Genomic DNA, 15,539 nt, shown 5'->3' on the forward strand with positions numbered 1-15,539 from the left:
GCTGCCTCTCAACTCACATGATAACCCTATACGTCATAGCCTGTGGCAAGCCGAAATCCACCCGGAACTGTTCTGCGGTCTCTCCTTCCATATGTTCCCAGCCTGTCATTCTTACTCTGGCCTGGCTCCATACATAGGAATCCATGGAGTCATACTCGCACATATGCCCATGTCTGTCAGATATCCCAGAGTGATGCCTTCCCATATGATCAGTAGGGGTGCCATACTTTATTTTGTACTCGTTGGTTGCTTTATTGAACATAGACCTGGCAATTCTCTCAGACTTTGTGAAAAAATTTACAGAAAAGCATTTAACATGCGCATTTTCCATATCACTGGTGATCCATATGACTTCATACACAGGCTCTTCCACGCCAATATTTCTGTATACCACATATTTCTGTGTATGATCATAGTCATACCCTCTGTTTGTTCTCGCTTCTGCTATCGTCCACTGTGTTGCGCCTTTGAAATTCTCCCTCATGTCATCAAGGCTCATCCCGGGATAAACCGTATATAACATATCTCCTGCGTCGACAACTGCATCTATCTCAGTCAAATACGCTTGTGGCCCCTCAGCAGCCCTTGTCACACTGCCACCGGCCAAGGCTATAGCCATCACAAAAATCATCAGTACCTTTTTTAGCATCTTGTTCTCCCTTCTACTATCTCGACTATTGCTTCATTTCATTACTGCTTAGATGCCATATATCATCTCTTCATCAGAGCCTCTGCCAGCATCCCTGCTACTACATCCTCAGCTTCATCCACGGCCTTCATATAGCCGCGCATATCTCCAAGCTCGGCTCCGGCCTGTATGGCCATACCATAGACATCATCATAGATGCCATCTGCATAGCCGCTTAAGGCCTTCACCAGCCTGCGCTGCTAATCCTCTGTCACACTGTATTTCTCAAACAGTTCTTCCAGCATAGCTTCAGCCTTCTTCTGGCTCTTCATTGTCTTCTCAGATAAGCCTTCTCTCAAGGCTGTGCTTATGTCTACCTTTTCCACTGCAAATACCTGCCCACTTCCAAATTTCTGTCTGCCCTCTATTTTACACCCCCAACCCCATTTCCGCCAAATCATTACAAACCATTACAACAACACCTTCAAAGCATTATCTGGTGGCGGCAGCCACCAGGGCTGTTTCTCATTACAGATTTTTTGTTTTTGGCCGCCGCATTGTACATGTTCCGCAGGGGATGTGCAAGGATTCGCTTCGCGCCCTTGCACATCCCCTGCTCCACATGTTTACAATTTGCGTCAAAAACAAAAAAATCGGCGGGCAGGCGTCGGAAGGAGGTTGCCAATCACCTGCAATGTTAATTGTTGTTGTTAATCTGCAAAGGAGAATTTACCATGAACGTCGTTGAACTTACTGGCCGTATTTCCCAGGATATCAAACTCTTTACCACCAACGGGGGCACCTCTGTGGCTACCCTCAATATCGCCGTCAAGCCTGATTTTGTAAAGAAGGGCGATGAACCAAAACCCGAGTTCATCCCTGTCACTGTTTGGAGCAGTCTGGCCGATGTCTGTGCCGAAAATCTCTGCAAAGGCTATCTTGTAGGCATAACTGGAAGGCTCCAGCGCCGTACCTATGACACTGCCGAGGGCGAACACCGCTATGTTACCGAGGTCATTGCCGACAAAGTGGAGTTCCTGTCCAAGCCCAAGGAAGCCGAAGCAGCACCCGCTGAAGCCAAGAAATCCAAGAGCAAGAAAGCAAGCTAATCAATAAACCAGTATGGCAGGGGGCTGGCCTACAGCCAGCCTCCCCATGTTTCATATTTTGCAGGAGGTATATCATGAACAACGATCTACAATTTGCTTCTAATTCCGAACTTCTTGCTTCTCTTCTAGGGATACCTGCTGAGAAGCTGGGACCAGTAGATTTATCCAAGATTCTCAGCGCTCCTGCTTCCTTTGCAGGAGTAGGCAAAAATCGTTCCAAGAAAATTTACATAGTCAAGGAAGTGGTCAGACGCATCATGGAAGCCCCTGCAGCGCCACCCCTTCAAATTCATGGCCCCGAAGATGTCTTCCGTTTCTTGATGCCGAGATTTCTTCACGAACAAAAGGAACACTTTGCTCTCGTTCTTTTGAACACCAAAAACTTTATCATCGCAACTCCTACAGTTTCCATAGGCTCCTTGACGGCCTCTGTGGTTCATCCTAGGGAAATATTTGCAGAAGCGGTTGTCTATCATGCTGCTTCCGTCATACTGGTTCACAATCATCCCAGTGGCGACCCCAGCCCCAGCCGTGAGGATATCGCCGTCACTGCACGACTGGTCAAGGCTGGCAAAATCATGGACATCCCAATTTTAGACCATGTGATAATCGGGGAGCATTCTTTCTCAAGCCTGAAAGAAAAGAACCTAATGCCTGATGACTAACCCCCACCGCGTTCTTGCTCAAAAATGGAGGACAAAATGATCTAAATAGCATATGCCAGCCCCTGCGGGGGCTTTTTCCAGCGCCCAGACATCACAGCCACCATTACAAGAGATTACATCTTCAAAAGACATTACAAACCATTACAGCAGCATTGCTTCACCATGTTTGACAACAACCTTCTTCGCACTGTACCTCATTCCTTCCGTTTTCTGACACATACACAAAAAGAGCTGCCGCATTTAACCATTTTGCCACGATATCTATCAGCCAAGAGAATTTTCTCTAGCTAGGTATCGCAGTGAAACAGCCTAGTGCGACAGCCCTTTTTTATCTCAGGCGCTCTCGATGCTCACTGTACCGCCGGGACGGATGGTGATATTGAAGATGTGGTAAAGGTCAAGATCCTCCCAAACATCTTCTTTGCCATTGTCATATACCACCTTGATATCCCAGTAACGCACATTATCCCTGGGAGAGAATGTCAAGAAAATAGATTCGCCGGGACGCAGCACATCATTGGGCCCCAGCTCATCCTGATAAACCCATGCGTTCTCATCGCTTGGGCTCAGGTAGATGTAAGCAATAGTATGCCCCGTGCCATTCTCCAGATCAAAGTCCTGACTACCCGCAAAAGCCGTGCCAGCCATAGTCAAGACCATCAAGGCCATCAGCCCGAATATACGAATTGACTTGAATAATTTCATCGTTATCCCCCCACGTTAACTTCATATGCTTCATATAAAATAGTGCATCTGCTTATTACCTTGCTTATCATGTCAGGCTTTCCAACTAAGAGGGCCAACACACAAGCATGTGCGTCAGCCCCTTTTATTGATAAAGCATCAAGATAACGCCTGATATGCTGTAACTGTTTTGAATATCTTAGGCAACTTTCGCTGCATCAATCATTTTGAGTACATCCGCATGTGAAATGCTCTTCCCATTGTATGAATACTTGTTGTCCTTAGACATGAAGCCGGTACCGAGTACGCCGACACTCAGGTCATGGGAGATACCAAGCTGGCTCAGACCCTTGCCTACAGCTTCCCTCAGCAGGATGTTGACCGGTCCAGCCAATCCAGTCTTGCTGTTCAAAGCGCTGTGGATTTCGGCTACTACTTCTCCGAAGATGCCACCTTTCTTGGCGAAGGCATCTGCGAGCTGGTTAACTTCGGTAAGAGTCCCACCTGCTACAACGTCCAGTTCGAAATCATTCAGCTTCTTGTTGATCATTGCGTTCTTCATTTTCATCTACCCCCTTCGGTGGTTGTCTTTGTTTTACATTTGTATATACGTAGCGAAGGGGAAAGCATTACAGATTAACTTACATTTTTTTATTTTCCCAAGAGAAGATATCTCACCCAACGTATCTATCAGCCAATTACCATCGAAGAAGTTCTGTCCAATCGTTTGCTCTGCGCATAACAAACCAGGGCTGTTACACAAATTCTGCAACAGCCCTGGTTGACGTATGTTCTTATAGCAGCGTGAGATATTTGCACGGAACCTTATCTGTCAGCCATACGCCATTGACAGACAGATAGAACTTGAAGCCGTCCCTGGACATCTCTCCTGCTGCCACTTCATAGATAAGCTTCTCGCCCTTACGTCTCCCGGCCACTTTCATAGCTGTCTCCACATCAGCAGATAGATGCACATATAGCATGGTACCCTTTATAAGCCCCTTGGCTTCAATTGAGGCCTTATTCTTCTCCACCGTCCCATGATAGAGCACTTCTGGTGGATCCATGGGCTTCAGTTCCACATCCACGTTCACCGAATGCCCCTGATTGGCCCTTATCTTCTTGCCATCGGGGCTGAGTGCAAATCGTTGCTTGTCATTCTCCGCCACGATTCTCTCCAGCGTTGGATAGTCAATGCTCCTGCCAGATTGGCAGATCACCTTCAGCAGTTCCTCCACGTCAGCCCAGCCGTGCTCATCCAGAGTGATCCCTATCGTCTCCGGCTTATGGCGTAGTATCAGGGACAGGAATTTGCTTAACTGTTTATCCTGCATGTCATTCCTCCGCACATCCCCTGCTATGATCTACCTTTGAATACCCTATATGAACATCACAAATAACATGTTGAATCTGTGTTAAGTGTTAGGTGGTTAGTCGAAATGAAAGTCATGATGGTCAATGGAATCCCAAGGACTCATGGCAACAAAGCAGCTACCTTGAAGGAAAAATCCTGTACCCTGCCTCCATTTCTTCCCGCCAATCATCACAAGTATGTCTCTATGAGCAGCTGACGTATATCTTCTGCCCTTACCCCGGGAATCCGCAGGCTTTTAAGCTCGGCATCAGTTACGTTCATGCTTTCCACGAATTTCTCCATATCTGCCTTTACTTCCTCAGGAAGCTCGCAGCGTTCAAGCACAAACTCAGAAGCCAAACGAATGATGTCATTGCGGTGCTTCTTCAAATCTCGTGAATCCACATGCATTCCATTGGCATCACGCTGGCTCAGATCAAGCCATGCCTTGGCTTTAAACGGTATAAGCCAGCTCGGTTTCAGTATGGAAAGTCCTTCTACTATTTCCCTGCCGGATAGCAACGCCTGATAGTATGCCTAATTCAACAGGATGGCAGACAGGCTGTAGACATTATCGTCAATATGCAGCGGCGTTATTTCTGCTGCCCCGTCCTGCAGAAAATCCGTCCTGGCAAAAAGCTCTATCATGGACGGGAATTCTGCCTCCCTTGGCTTGTCGAAACGATAGAACTGGGGCTGCCCCGAGGATTTAACCCGGTTCTGATAACCGCCATCATGGATGAACTGCCAGAATCGCGCACCAAAGGCTGGAGTCAGCGCCTCCACGATAAGGACAACATCCAAATCCCTTGTTGCCCTGAAGTCGCCGCTATGCTGGCTGAACGATATATCACAGGCGGTGCCACCGATCAGAACATACTAATCAGCATACTCCTGAAAATACTCCTTGAATTTCTCTATGCCTCTTACCATACATACCTCTCCAGCATTTCATCCACCGCCATGCTGATACGTGGATCTTCCGTTTCTTCTTTGTTTAGACTCAGTACCAGGCTTAGCGGGTCTATTGCCGTTCCTGGCCCAAAATCAATCTGATAGCCTATTTCCTGCACGATACAAGCTGGCGTTTTTTCAGCCAGTGCCAGTTTGCTCTTGGTAAGCTTAAGGCTAGATATTGCCTTTTTGCTTACAGCGAAGGCGGGGCAAGCTGGTTCGCTCAGCAAGGAATATTCAGCCAATGCCGTCAGTCCTGCCGTCAGCAAGCTGGCCGCCGGACACTCCTTCAACGCATAGGTGGCTATAACGGGGTTCCGTAAGCTATCCTTCATGGTTTCCCAAACTACCTGCTTATCTTTCGGTATGGTCAACTTCCTGGCCCTGCTTTTCACTGAAAGATAGGGTATATTTATAGCTTCCAGTTCATCGAAGCTATGGGATACTGCTGTTTTGGTAACCCACAGCATCCCGGCAGCCTTGGTTACGGTTACTTCCTCCCAGCTTTGATACAGGGCCGTAAGCAACATCCGTTGTGTCAGAAAAGAGATCTTTTCGCACTGTGGCACTGTCCTGCCTTTAGTGCTGTCCAGGAGCATGCCTAGGAACGGCAAATATACCTGATGCCCCTCCCAAACAAAGGGAATCCCTTCCTTCACCATGGCATCCCGTGCGTAGCTGCTCATATTTCTCAGAGCTAGTACACAGCGTGAACCCGTATAAATCTCCAGCTGCCTATGTTGCTTCTTGATAGCTGCCAAAGGCTCCTGCTCTACCGGTTCGACCAAAACAGCCCCCTGCCCCGCTATGGACATCTCAGAAAGCCTATATCTGTTCCTATATGCCAGTGGCAGCTTTCCAGTTTCAGTAAAAGGGAGGATGTCCACATCCTGATGCAGGACTGCTTCAAGGTATTTTTCCATACTGCCACCCCTTTATAAAGTATTTTTATTATTGTAAACTATTTTTGTTTACAAATCAAATATTTTATTACCATAAAACCAAGTCAGATGACATCAATCCCGGCTTGGCACCTGGAAAACGGATGCACCCAAAATAATAAAGGCCGCATCAAGCAGCCCCTCTCTATTCAGGATGTTAATTATTAACATCCTGGTGCAATTCTGATATTCTATGTATCTTTTCAAACCGCCGTTGTTCCGGGGCTGATGCACTTAATGAACGTGCATCAGCCCCGTTTTTCATGCAGATAACAACTGTCAAACTACAGAAAACGCCGTGTCTCCCATACGCTCACCGTAAATCACGAACAGTTCCCGAAAGCTCTCGATATCCTGGCTTATGCCCACAGGGCCTAAGTGAATGATAGGCTTGCCGTAATTATTGCCGCCGGAATAAACCATCATCCCCTGCACCATCATGAAGGTCAGGAGTTCCTTGATAGCATTCTCCCCACCTCCGTGTATATACTGCTCTGTGGCAAAGGCACCCCCCAGCTTGTAATCCAGTTTAAGCTTCTGCCAGTTTGCCTCCAGCCAGGTCTTCATCTTGGCAGTGACGGAAGCCATATAGGTGGGGGAACCGAAGATGACCAGATATGAGTGGGCGATATACTCAAACGCCTCTTCGCCAATTTCGTCGATGTGGAAGCATGCAGGCTCCAGACCCGCTTTTTTTACTCCTTCTGCAATGAAGGAAGCCGCCTTTTCTGTGGTGTGGGTGCGAGAGTCATAGATAATGGCCGCCTTCATGTATCCCCCGGTCTCCACATGAATGGTTGAGCCAGCTCCTAGAGCCTTAAGATCAGTGGGCCAGGCCACGGACTGATGGCACTTGTCGGTGGAACAGTGGCAGAGATTGAAGTATTGCACTCCCATAGCCTTCAGTTCCTCGAAAGTCTGTCTAATCCGCTCGTCTCCGGCTCCAATCATGTGGATGCCCCCAACCACACGCACTACATCCTTGCCAGTACGCACTTTGACTTCGGCCACCATGTTCAGAATGCCACGATGAGCGCAGCCTACCACCATGGCCCAGCCCTGACCTTCCTTCAAGAGTAGGCAGATTTCATCATCAAAGGTATCAGGAACCTTATCCTCTCCCCGCACAAATTTCTCAGGGATTTTTTCGAACTCGTAGTAGCGGGAAAAGCCCGTAAACACTATAGCGTAGTTATCCAACCTTACTTTTATCGTACCGTCACATTCAAACTGCTCAATGCCCCACCTGTCCAAATCTTCCTTAGTGAAGCCACAGCCCTTGTAAGCATATTCGTCTTTTTCCTTGTCATAGGAAAACTTCTCCTGCCAGAAGTTCCTGCCTGTATATAGTACCTTTGGCTTCACATATTCCAACAGGGACGGGAAGCCTCCCCCATGGTCATAATGGGCATGGCTCAAGACCACAAACTCCACAGCAGACAAGTCTACACCCATCTTCTCCGCATTGCGCCAGGCAGCCCCTGTATGACCGCAATCAAAGAGGAACTTGCTTTCCGGCGTCTCTACATAGAAAGAAAGGCCATGCTCTGCCTCCAACTCCCCGGAAGCATCCACCACCCAGTCGTTCATCAGAACCTTTATAGTATAGCTTGGTTCACATGCCATGATAATGCCTCCCCATTTTTGGCTTCAGGATGTTAAATATTAACATCCTGAACTGATTCGCTGATACTGTCTTTAGTCTGATTTCAGGCTGTCTCCTCTCCTAAAGTCAATTTTCCAATCTGAGATACAGCTGTTCGTCAATGACCCTCAGAGGTTTCTTCAGCACCGGGCTGTAACCCATCTTGTCATCAAAGAATCTCATATCGTATGCACTCACAAAGGCCACCTCAGCAGCAAAGGGAATAATAGGATTACCCTCTGCATGACAATAGTCACGGTTGAGATCTCAATCCAGCCAAGTCTCTACCCGCTGGTAGAAAATGACCTTCCTGTCCCAAATGTAGCGAAACTTAAGAGTAATGCTATCTCCCATGGTATATTATATGGCCCGCCAATATAAGTTTCGTGACTTCGCCAATACTCTTCAGATAACGTCACTCCCACCACATAGATAGACAGCTGATATCTTGGCGGTGCATACTGCTCCACCTACACATATGACCTGTCTGCATAATAACCCACGCCCATGCCACTATCTACCAGCACCAGATTACCAATATCCAGCGTGCCGGAGAAATTGAATTGCCACAATTGCATGCCCTCAGATGCCCGTTGTACAGATGGCTCACTAACCTACTGAAGAGTGTCTTCAGCAATTACTACCTCAGCTACAGTCAGCACGAATATATTTATTCCATCCGTTCCCACCAGTCATCAAATATTTCCAGCTGCTCGCTGCCAATGACAGCCAATTCACCAATTTCCGGCGTGAGCAGCTTATAGCCCTTGTTTTGGCTTGCTTTTGCCAGCTCCCTATATGGTTCCTGCCAGGGGTGGCGGGAAAGGGCGAATTTGCCGCCGTGGGCAGGCAGGAGCATTTTGGCTCCCACGTCCACCGCCGCCTGGGCCGTTTCCTCAGGTAGCATGTGTATGGCGTGCCAGGCCATATTGTACTGGCCATTTTCCCCCAGCATCAGGTCAAAGCCGCCGAACTTTTCGCCAATGGCCTTGAAATGCTCCCCATAGCCACCGTCACCGGTGTAGTAAACCTTGCGCTCCGGTGTCACAAAGGCAAAGCCGCACCACAGGGTTGGATTTTGGGTTAAGAAGCGACCTGAAAAGTGCTGGGATGGCAGGATATGGATGGAAAAGTCTTCGGCCAGCTTTATTTCCGTATCCCAGTCCTCCTCATGTAAAATCTGCGGGTCAAAGCCCCAATGCTCGAAATACTCACCCACCCCCAAGGGACAGACAATCTGCTTGATTTTGGGCTTCAGGGCCATCACCGTGGGATAATCCAAGTGGTCCCAATGGTCATGGGAAATTACAAGCAAATCAAGCTCCGGTACATCTGACGCCGTATAGACATTGCTACCTAAAAAAGCCTTGTTTATAAAAAAAACGGGAGAAGCATAAGGAGAAAAAACCGGGTCAATGAGAATCCTCCTGCCCCCAAGCTGCAGGAAAAAGGTAGAATGCCCCATCCAAACCACGGCATCACGGGCAGGGTCAAGCTGTCGCAAATCAGTTTTCTTTGACAACATCGGCTCTCGGGGCGAAAGCTCAGACTTGTCCCCAAAGAGAAACTTGGCAGTAGCCACCAGCCTGTTCTCCCCGTTCTTTTCATCCATGACCTGCACCGGCACCAAATTTTGGAACTGCCCGTTCACATAGTGGGGCGATGCCTCCATGCGGGCCAGCCTCTCTCCCCGTGGTGCCCTGCCAAATTCCGGGCGATTCACAAACAAAGCCCCACCACCAGTCAGCATACCCAATGTGCTGATACCTCCCAAGATAAATGTTCTTCGCTTCATGCAGATGTCCTTTCTGCCCTAATTACTTCGCTTTAACTCAGTCATCTTGTTTCATTCTGTACTACATATGCAGTTTCCTCTTTTACTCTAACACTTGGAGCCTGCTCCAAGTCAAGCCAAATCTGACACCTTGCCAGCATTCAATTCCATAGCCAGTTCCTGATAAATCTCAGCCACCTGCTTGCCAATATTGCGGCTCCCCGTATGGATGACAAGGTAGTACGTACCATCCTTGGCCTGGTCTATCTCGATGCTTCCCGACATGGACATCGGGCATAATGCGGATCCTGCTGCCCTTGGTGAAATCATAGTCGCACATGCGGGCAATCTGCCCCCGTGCATTTTCGTCTATTACCTTTGCGTAGGAAATTGCTGTCGCAAACTTCCCCTTGATTTCCTCCACTGCTTACTCCCCCTTGGAAGATGACCAATATAAAGAAGAGGTGGCTCCGATATTCGATACTATATCCCCGAACTTAAACGCCTTAAACGACTCGGCTCCCCCTCTCAGGCTATATTCAACTTTGTTTCAGCCAATACCTCCCCGTAGGATGTTAATAATTAACATCCTACGCCTTATGGCCGCCGACCTGCCCATTCCGCTCAATGGCCGTGGCTCCCGGCAAGAAGTTCATACCCCGAAGCATGGCATTCTTCCCATACTTTTCCTTGATAGCCAAAACAGCACGTTGCAAAGATTGTTCCTTCCTGGCATATTGCCTAGCCCGTTCCTTCCGCTGCTCTTCCGCCGGATCAGCAAACAAGTCAAGCTCCTGACTACCATTTTCACGTTTCGCCGCAGTTTCTTCTGTTATCAACCCGGCTGCCGTTACTGTGATGCGCCGAACCAAGAGACTAGGATTAACCACTCTGTCATATAGCGCCTTCATGGCGGCCATAAGCACCTTAGTAGATGAGGTAGGCTCCACGCTTACTGAACCATGGGCCGGAGCAGGTACCTTGCGGCCATAGTGATCTACGTGGATTGTTCCCTTGTATGTCAACGCACCAGGCCCTTTGAGGCTTTCTATGTCATAGCCCACATCCAGCATCAGCTGAGGTGTTACATACTGTCTGGCCACCAAATCCAAAGTTAGCTGCTCCGTCATTTCCAGTGTAACCACCAGAGCTTCCTGAAACTCATAAGCACGCATGAGTACCTGCCCGGAACTCATGCTGGTGGACATGGGCACATAGCTCTTTATATCCTTTATCTCCACCGGCTCATGGCCCCAAGCATGGTCAATAATCAGTTCGGCCTTCACGCCAAATTCTTTGTACAACAAGTCTTCGTTGAAGAAACTGGCTCTGTCGCCCAGTGAGCACCGGGCAATATCCCCCATGGTATACAGGCCATGCTTGGCTAGTCTCCTGGATATCCCCTTGCCTATCTGCCAAAAATCTGACAGTGGCTTATGATCCCACAATTTCTCCCGGAAGCTCATCTCATCCAGCTCCGCCACACGGACGCCGTCTTTATCCGGGGGCATATGCTTGGCTACAATATCCATTGCCACCTTGGCCAGATACATATTGGTGCCAATCCCAGCAGTAGCTGTAATCTTGGTCTCCTTCAAAACTTCTCGCACAAGCATCATGGCCAGCCCATGTCCATCAACCTTGTAGAGTTCCAAATACTTACTGGCATCAATGAAAACCTCATCCACAGAATAGATATGGATGTCTTCCGGGGCAATGAATCTAAGGTAGATTGAGTATATCCAGGTACTGTACTGCATATACTTTGCCATCTGCGGTGTGGCAACAATATAGTCCAGTTCCAGATTTGGATTCATCCTCAGCTCAGATGCCAGACAGGATTTTCCCTCCAGCCTGCAGCCAGGAGTGCTATACTTCCTCTGCCCATTGATGAAAGCCACCTGTTGGATGACTTCAAAGAGCCGGGGCCGTCCTGGTATACCGAAAGATTTAAGGGCCGGAGACACAGCCAGGCAGATGGTTTTGTCAGTGCGGGATGAATCTGCCACCACCAGATTGACATCAAGAGGATCAAGCCCCTTCTCCACGCACTCCACCGAAGCATAGAAGCTCTTTAGATCTATGGCAATGTAAGTTCTCTTACCTTCCTTATCCAATACGGCCCCCTCCTCTCCTTTCCTCATTCTATCATATTTTTGTCGATATAGAAAGTATGTTCTGTTTTAGGATGTTAATAATTAACATCCTAAAACACGAAGGCCCCCGCTTATTCAGCGGGAGCCGATTCAGGAAAATTCTTTTATCAAGCTCGTCATTTATTGAACTCTCAGCAATACCTGCGTAACTTCTGCAACACTTCTGTGTTTAACGTGCCTTGGCTCAAATCGGATGATATTATATACCACCTGCATGACGGCCCCTGCGCCAACGGTACTGATGAGCGTCCCGATGCCCACAGGGCCGCCCAGAAGCCATCCTGCCAGAAGTACAACAGCCCACATCCCAATCTGGACATAGCCAATGGGAACTCTAGGAAAGCGTTTGCCTACACCAACCAGCAGGGCATCCCGAGGCCCACAGCACTGCCCCGCCTTCATGTAGATATACATCCCCAAAGCCATGAACACGAAGCCTGCCAGCATCACAGAGATTCCCAGCCACAGACTATGATTCTCCGACAACGGGTTAAGGTCATTGAACACCTGTACAAAATTGCCCGTCAGCAGGGCATCAATAACAGTGCCGTAGCCAATTCGTTCCTTGAGCAGCAGATCAATGCCAAGAACCAGGATAGCTACCAGTGTCATGGAAATGCCATAATTTAAGGGTGTATGATAGGATATACCCATTCCCAGGCAGTCCCAGGGAGCCAGACCAATGTTGGCATAGATGGTCAGATGCACCCCGAAGGCAAAGACTAAAAGCCCTGCAGCTATCTGCAGCCATTGACCGCAGATCGTTTTTCTGCTATCAGAGTCACCAACGGAACCTTTCAAGTTCACAGCCTCCTATCATCTCCCTAGTATATACTGATTCTACCACATGAATGAAGGTACGGCGATGTTAATAATTAATAATATCCTGGTTGCTCCGTAAATAATGCACTTAGATTTTCCACGCAGAGACTTCCCCCATGGCTTCCCAAAAAGGTTTTTATAGCCCAGCTGGCGAATCCTTCACCATAATGGAAACCTGCATTCCAAAGACTTATTCGTACCAGATGCTTAGCATAATTGGAGGCGACCATATTGGAAACAGATAAACAAGCTCTACTAAGCTATTTATTAGGCGGTGGCCTGCAGCAGGAAAAACCTGCCTCACGGGTCATCCGACAAGAACAAACGAATTATGCACAAGGAACCGCAAGGGCTATTCCCGTCCCTACCCATGAGGAAATAGAAGCACACCACAAAAAAGAAGCTGCTAAGGCCGCCGCAAACGCTATGCCCCAAACATTTGCACCTATGAATTGGTCCCAGCTTGGATCTGCCCAGCAACCGATACCTTCAGTTAAAGCTGCTGCTAAATCCAAGGAAGTCAAATCCCCTCTTTGGGAGCGGGTGAAGAAAAAATGATAAACTCTCCCCTCAGGATGTTAATTATTAACATCCTGAAGCCACTTTTTCTGAGTCTTCAAGTGTTATAGAATGAATACAGGCGACATCGGGCCTCGCGTCAATCCACCCCAGAATACATACAGGAGATATCTAATGGCAGCAACCATCAAAATCGGTGACCGCTTTGGCTCCCTCACCGTTATAGATAACGATAACCGTCCCAAGCACACTTCAAGCTGGCTCTGCTGCTGTGACTGCGGCAAAGAAGTCTATTTCCCTTCATCGCGCCTCTTACATGGCACAGCCAGAAGTTGTGGTTGCCAAAGCCGAAGCAAGCACAGCGAGGAGAAAGACCTGACCGACAAACGCTTCGGCCGCCTGCTGGTACTATCCCGCAGCAACAACACACGCCGCAAATTCAGCTGGCTCTGTGAGTGCGAATGCGGCAATACACTCGAAATTCCTGCCTCAGCTCTCATTACAGGGCGCAGAACCAGTTGCGGGTGCAAACACCTCACCAGCAGGCATGTGAATGATGACCTGACCGGCAGACGTTTTGGCCACGTAACCGTCATATCCTGCAGCAACGATCCCAGGGACAAATCAGTCTGGCACTGCCGTTGCGACTGTGGCAACGAATTTACGGCTTATGCTTCAGTCCTGCTCAGTGGTAAGCACACCAGTTGCGGCAAATGCAAATACCATCTTATAAGAGTCAAAGAGACCATGATAGGCAAGCGATACTATCATCTGACAGTAGAAGACATTGTAGAGACAGAACCTAAGAAATTCATGCTCTTATGCCTCTGTGACTGTGGCAAGCACACTTTGGCCACCACAGACCAGCTAACCAAGGGTTATAAGCGCAGCTGCGGCTGTAATCTAAACATCCTCCAGCGAGTCAGAAATCCACTTCACCGCGATTTAACTGCAGCCCAGAAGCTCAAAACCAATGATGCCATTAGATACCACAAGGCTCACAGCAATACCGGCTTCAAGGGGGTTCACAGGAGAGAACGTCTGAAGACTACAACCTATGAGGCCACCATAACCTGCCAAGGTGTACATCACTATCTAGGACAATTTCCCACACTGGAGGAGGCTGTCAAAGCTCGCATTGCGGCCGAAGAAAAATATTTCAGCCCCATCATAGAACAGCTTGACAAGATTGGTCATTCAACTTCTTAACCCTAGCTTTTGATAACACGTAAAAGCCGATTATATAGGGAGGCCTTCCTAATGAAGCAATCTGTTAATATAGGAGACCGTTTTGGCTCTTTAACTGTCATAAAAAAGGATTCTCGCCCCAGACACCATTCCAGTTGGTTGTGTCTTTGTGATTGTAGCAATATAATATTTCGTACTACCTCAGACTTATTAAATGGTTATTTTCGTAGTTGCGGAAAATGTCACTATCGTTTTATCAGCCAAATGGAACCTTTAATAGGGAAGCGTTTCCATTATCTCTCTGTAAAAAATATAATCCAAACCGATAAAAACAAATATAGGCTTCTTTGCCAGTGCGATTGCGGAGAATTCACTCTAGCCTCTATATCCCAGCTTGTAAGTGGCTGCAAAAAAGACTGTGGCTGCGGTTTGGGAATCACCCCCCGAGCTATCACAAAAGCAAGACAGCTTCAAACCAACGATAATATTAGGTCTAACAAATCACATAGCAATACAGGGTACAAGGGAATACACAAGCTTAAAAGGTCTTTGCACCCTTACGTTGTACAATTAACATGCCAAGGGCTACGCATAAACATTGGCAGTTTCGCTACTCTTGAGGAAGCCATAGCTGCTCGTCAGGCCGCAGAGGAAAAATACTTCCACCCACTTATCATACAGATGGACGAGATGACTCCGCCTGGGGGTAGTAAGTCCTGAGAAACTCAGACAGATACATATTAAGCGTAGTATGTGAATACCCGAGTCTACCCCGGATTTTGTGTAAACCTCCCAAGTGATGTAAAATGGGAACATCACTTGGGAGGTATTTTTATGAGCAGAAAATCACGCACCCCAGAAGAGCAAGCCCGCCGGGAGAAGATTCGGGCACTGCTGCAAGAAAGCAACGTCACCAGCATGGAGGACATTCAGAACTTATTTAAGGAAACTATAGCAGAGTTCATGGAGAATGGCCTTGAAGCAGAGCTGGATGACTCCCTGGGCTATGGTAAGTATGACTACAAGAACAAGGATACGGACAACAGCCGTAACGGCCACAGCCGCAAGAATCTCCGCACCAGCTTTGGCGATGTGGAGAT

19 protein-coding genes are annotated in these 15,539 nt (G+C 48.1%); 5 read left to right on the forward strand and 14 right to left on the reverse strand.

Going from position 1 to position 15,539, the window contains the following annotated elements; all coding sequences use genetic code 11:
• Window positions 1-13: 13 nt before the first annotated feature.
• The 3 genes from BLW59_RS13880 to BLW59_RS18200 all read right to left on the reverse strand — a co-directional run bounded on the left by BLW59_RS13880 (window position 14) and on the right by BLW59_RS18200 (window position 1,014).
• Entirely contained in the window at window positions 14-649 is a 636-nt protein-coding gene (locus BLW59_RS13880; RefSeq protein WP_074698253.1) for a hypothetical protein, read from the reverse strand.
• 62 nt (window positions 650-711) lie between these two features.
• Entirely contained in the window at window positions 712-876 is a 165-nt protein-coding gene (locus BLW59_RS17835; RefSeq protein ID WP_175463456.1) for a hypothetical protein, read from the reverse strand.
• Window positions 877-888: 12 nt separating this feature from the next.
• Entirely contained in the window at window positions 889-1,014 is a 126-nt protein-coding gene (locus tag BLW59_RS18200; protein ID WP_318258613.1) for a hypothetical protein, read from the reverse strand.
• 348 nt (window positions 1,015-1,362) lie between these two features.
• On the opposite strand from BLW59_RS18200, the gene BLW59_RS13885 reads away from it, so the two are divergent.
• Together BLW59_RS13885 and BLW59_RS13890 are read left to right on the forward strand one after the other, a co-directional pair.
• Window positions 1,363-1,737 (forward strand): single-stranded DNA-binding protein, encoded by a 375-nt coding sequence (locus BLW59_RS13885; protein ID WP_074698254.1) that lies wholly within the window; start codon window positions 1,363-1,365, stop codon window positions 1,735-1,737.
• Window positions 1,738-1,811: 74 nt separating this feature from the next.
• Entirely contained in the window at window positions 1,812-2,402 is a 591-nt protein-coding gene (locus tag BLW59_RS13890; protein ID WP_074698255.1) for a JAB domain-containing protein, read from the forward strand.
• Between the two features lie 333 nt (window positions 2,403-2,735).
• Here BLW59_RS13890 and BLW59_RS13895 read toward each other — a convergent pair whose 3' ends face one another.
• From BLW59_RS13895 to BLW59_RS13945, 11 genes are all read right to left on the reverse strand, one after another.
• The gene (locus BLW59_RS13895; RefSeq protein WP_074698256.1) at window positions 2,736-3,107 is read right to left on the reverse strand and encodes a hypothetical protein; all 372 of its coding nucleotides are present in this window, start codon (window positions 3,105-3,107) and stop codon (window positions 2,736-2,738) included.
• A gap of 178 nt (window positions 3,108-3,285) precedes the next feature.
• Window positions 3,286-3,648, reverse strand: coding sequence for a hypothetical protein (locus BLW59_RS13900; RefSeq protein ID WP_074698257.1), 363 nt, complete (start codon window positions 3,646-3,648; stop codon window positions 3,286-3,288).
• Window positions 3,649-3,880: 232 nt separating this feature from the next.
• Entirely contained in the window at window positions 3,881-4,420 is a 540-nt protein-coding gene (locus BLW59_RS13905) for an RNA 2'-phosphotransferase (RefSeq protein WP_074698258.1), read from the reverse strand.
• Window positions 4,421-4,629: 209 nt separating this feature from the next.
• Window positions 4,630-4,851: a hypothetical protein gene (locus BLW59_RS18010; RefSeq protein ID WP_217634628.1), complete on the reverse strand. Its 222-nt coding sequence runs from the start codon at window positions 4,849-4,851 to the stop codon at window positions 4,630-4,632.
• 126 nt (window positions 4,852-4,977) lie between these two features.
• Window positions 4,978-5,244 (reverse strand): hypothetical protein, encoded by a 267-nt coding sequence (locus BLW59_RS18015; RefSeq protein WP_217634629.1) that lies wholly within the window; start codon window positions 5,242-5,244, stop codon window positions 4,978-4,980.
• A 122-nt stretch (window positions 5,245-5,366) separates the two neighbouring features.
• Complete coding sequence (locus BLW59_RS13915; protein WP_074698259.1) at window positions 5,367-6,317, reverse strand: hypothetical protein; 951 nt, start codon at window positions 6,315-6,317, stop codon at window positions 5,367-5,369.
• Window positions 6,318-6,614: 297 nt separating this feature from the next.
• Window positions 6,615-7,961 carry an MBL fold metallo-hydrolase gene (locus BLW59_RS18205; RefSeq protein ID WP_318258614.1) on the reverse strand — a complete coding sequence of 449 codons (1,347 nt, stop codon included), beginning with the start codon at window positions 7,959-7,961 and terminating at the stop codon, window positions 6,615-6,617.
• A 689-nt stretch (window positions 7,962-8,650) separates the two neighbouring features.
• Window positions 8,651-9,775, reverse strand: a complete 1,125-nt coding sequence (locus BLW59_RS13930; RefSeq protein WP_074698260.1) for an MBL fold metallo-hydrolase — start codon at window positions 9,773-9,775, stop codon at window positions 8,651-8,653.
• Between the two features lie 111 nt (window positions 9,776-9,886).
• Entirely contained in the window at window positions 9,887-10,045 is a 159-nt protein-coding gene (locus tag BLW59_RS18210) for a hypothetical protein (RefSeq protein WP_318258615.1), read from the reverse strand.
• Between the two features lie 299 nt (window positions 10,046-10,344).
• Window positions 10,345-11,898, reverse strand: a complete 1,554-nt coding sequence (locus tag BLW59_RS13940; protein ID WP_074698261.1) for a DNA methylase — start codon at window positions 11,896-11,898, stop codon at window positions 10,345-10,347.
• Window positions 11,899-12,030: 132 nt separating this feature from the next.
• Complete coding sequence (locus BLW59_RS13945) at window positions 12,031-12,711, reverse strand: YczE/YyaS/YitT family protein (RefSeq protein WP_081348547.1); 681 nt, start codon at window positions 12,709-12,711, stop codon at window positions 12,031-12,033.
• 252 nt (window positions 12,712-12,963) lie between these two features.
• Between BLW59_RS13945 and BLW59_RS13950 the strand changes: the two genes are divergently transcribed.
• The 3 genes from BLW59_RS13950 to BLW59_RS13965 all read left to right on the forward strand — a co-directional run.
• The gene (locus BLW59_RS13950; protein WP_074698262.1) at window positions 12,964-13,290 is read left to right on the forward strand and encodes a hypothetical protein; all 327 of its coding nucleotides are present in this window, start codon (window positions 12,964-12,966) and stop codon (window positions 13,288-13,290) included.
• Between the two features lie 135 nt (window positions 13,291-13,425).
• Window positions 13,426-14,460, forward strand: a complete 1,035-nt coding sequence (locus BLW59_RS13955) for a hypothetical protein (protein ID WP_074698263.1) — start codon at window positions 13,426-13,428, stop codon at window positions 14,458-14,460.
• 813 nt (window positions 14,461-15,273) lie between these two features.
• Window positions 15,274-15,539, forward strand: a 266-nt coding sequence (locus tag BLW59_RS13965) for a transposase (RefSeq protein WP_175463457.1), incomplete at its 3' end; no start/stop codon positions are given.

The sequence above is a fragment of the Selenomonas sp. KH1T6 genome (assembly GCF_900108415.1).
GTDB lineage: Bacteria > Bacillota > Negativicutes > Selenomonadales > Selenomonadaceae > Selenomonas_B > Selenomonas_B ruminantium_A.

Bases quoted from the DNA above. Each gene is read 5' to 3' on its own strand.
- BLW59_RS13880 (WP_074698253.1), bottom strand. From the start codon at position 649: ATGCTAAAAAAGGTACTGATGATTTTTGTGATGGCTATAGCCTTGGCC.
- BLW59_RS13885 (WP_074698254.1), top strand. From the start codon at position 1,363: ATGAACGTCGTTGAACTTACTGGCCGTATTTCCCAGGATATCAAACTC.
- BLW59_RS13890 (WP_074698255.1), top strand. From the start codon at position 1,812: ATGAACAACGATCTACAATTTGCTTCTAATTCCGAACTTCTTGCTTCT.
- BLW59_RS13895 (WP_074698256.1), bottom strand. From the start codon at position 3,107: ATGAAATTATTCAAGTCAATTCGTATATTCGGGCTGATGGCCTTGATG.
- BLW59_RS13900 (WP_074698257.1), bottom strand. From the start codon at position 3,648: ATGAAGAACGCAATGATCAACAAGAAGCTGAATGATTTCGAACTGGAC.
- BLW59_RS13905 (WP_074698258.1), bottom strand. From the start codon at position 4,420: ATGCAGGATAAACAGTTAAGCAAATTCCTGTCCCTGATACTACGCCAT.
- BLW59_RS18010 (WP_217634628.1), bottom strand. From the start codon at position 4,851: ATGCATGTGGATTCACGAGATTTGAAGAAGCACCGCAATGACATCATT.
- BLW59_RS13915 (WP_074698259.1), bottom strand. From the start codon at position 6,317: ATGGAAAAATACCTTGAAGCAGTCCTGCATCAGGATGTGGACATCCTC.
- BLW59_RS18205 (WP_318258614.1), bottom strand. From the start codon at position 7,961: ATGGCATGTGAACCAAGCTATACTATAAAGGTTCTGATGAACGACTGG.
- BLW59_RS13930 (WP_074698260.1), bottom strand. From the start codon at position 9,775: ATGAAGCGAAGAACATTTATCTTGGGAGGTATCAGCACATTGGGTATG.
- BLW59_RS18210 (WP_318258615.1), bottom strand. From the start codon at position 10,045: ATGTCCATGTCGGGAAGCATCGAGATAGACCAGGCCAAGGATGGTACG.
- BLW59_RS13940 (WP_074698261.1), bottom strand. From the start codon at position 11,898: ATGAGGAAAGGAGAGGAGGGGGCCGTATTGGATAAGGAAGGTAAGAGA.
- BLW59_RS13955 (WP_074698263.1), top strand. From the start codon at position 13,426: ATGGCAGCAACCATCAAAATCGGTGACCGCTTTGGCTCCCTCACCGTT.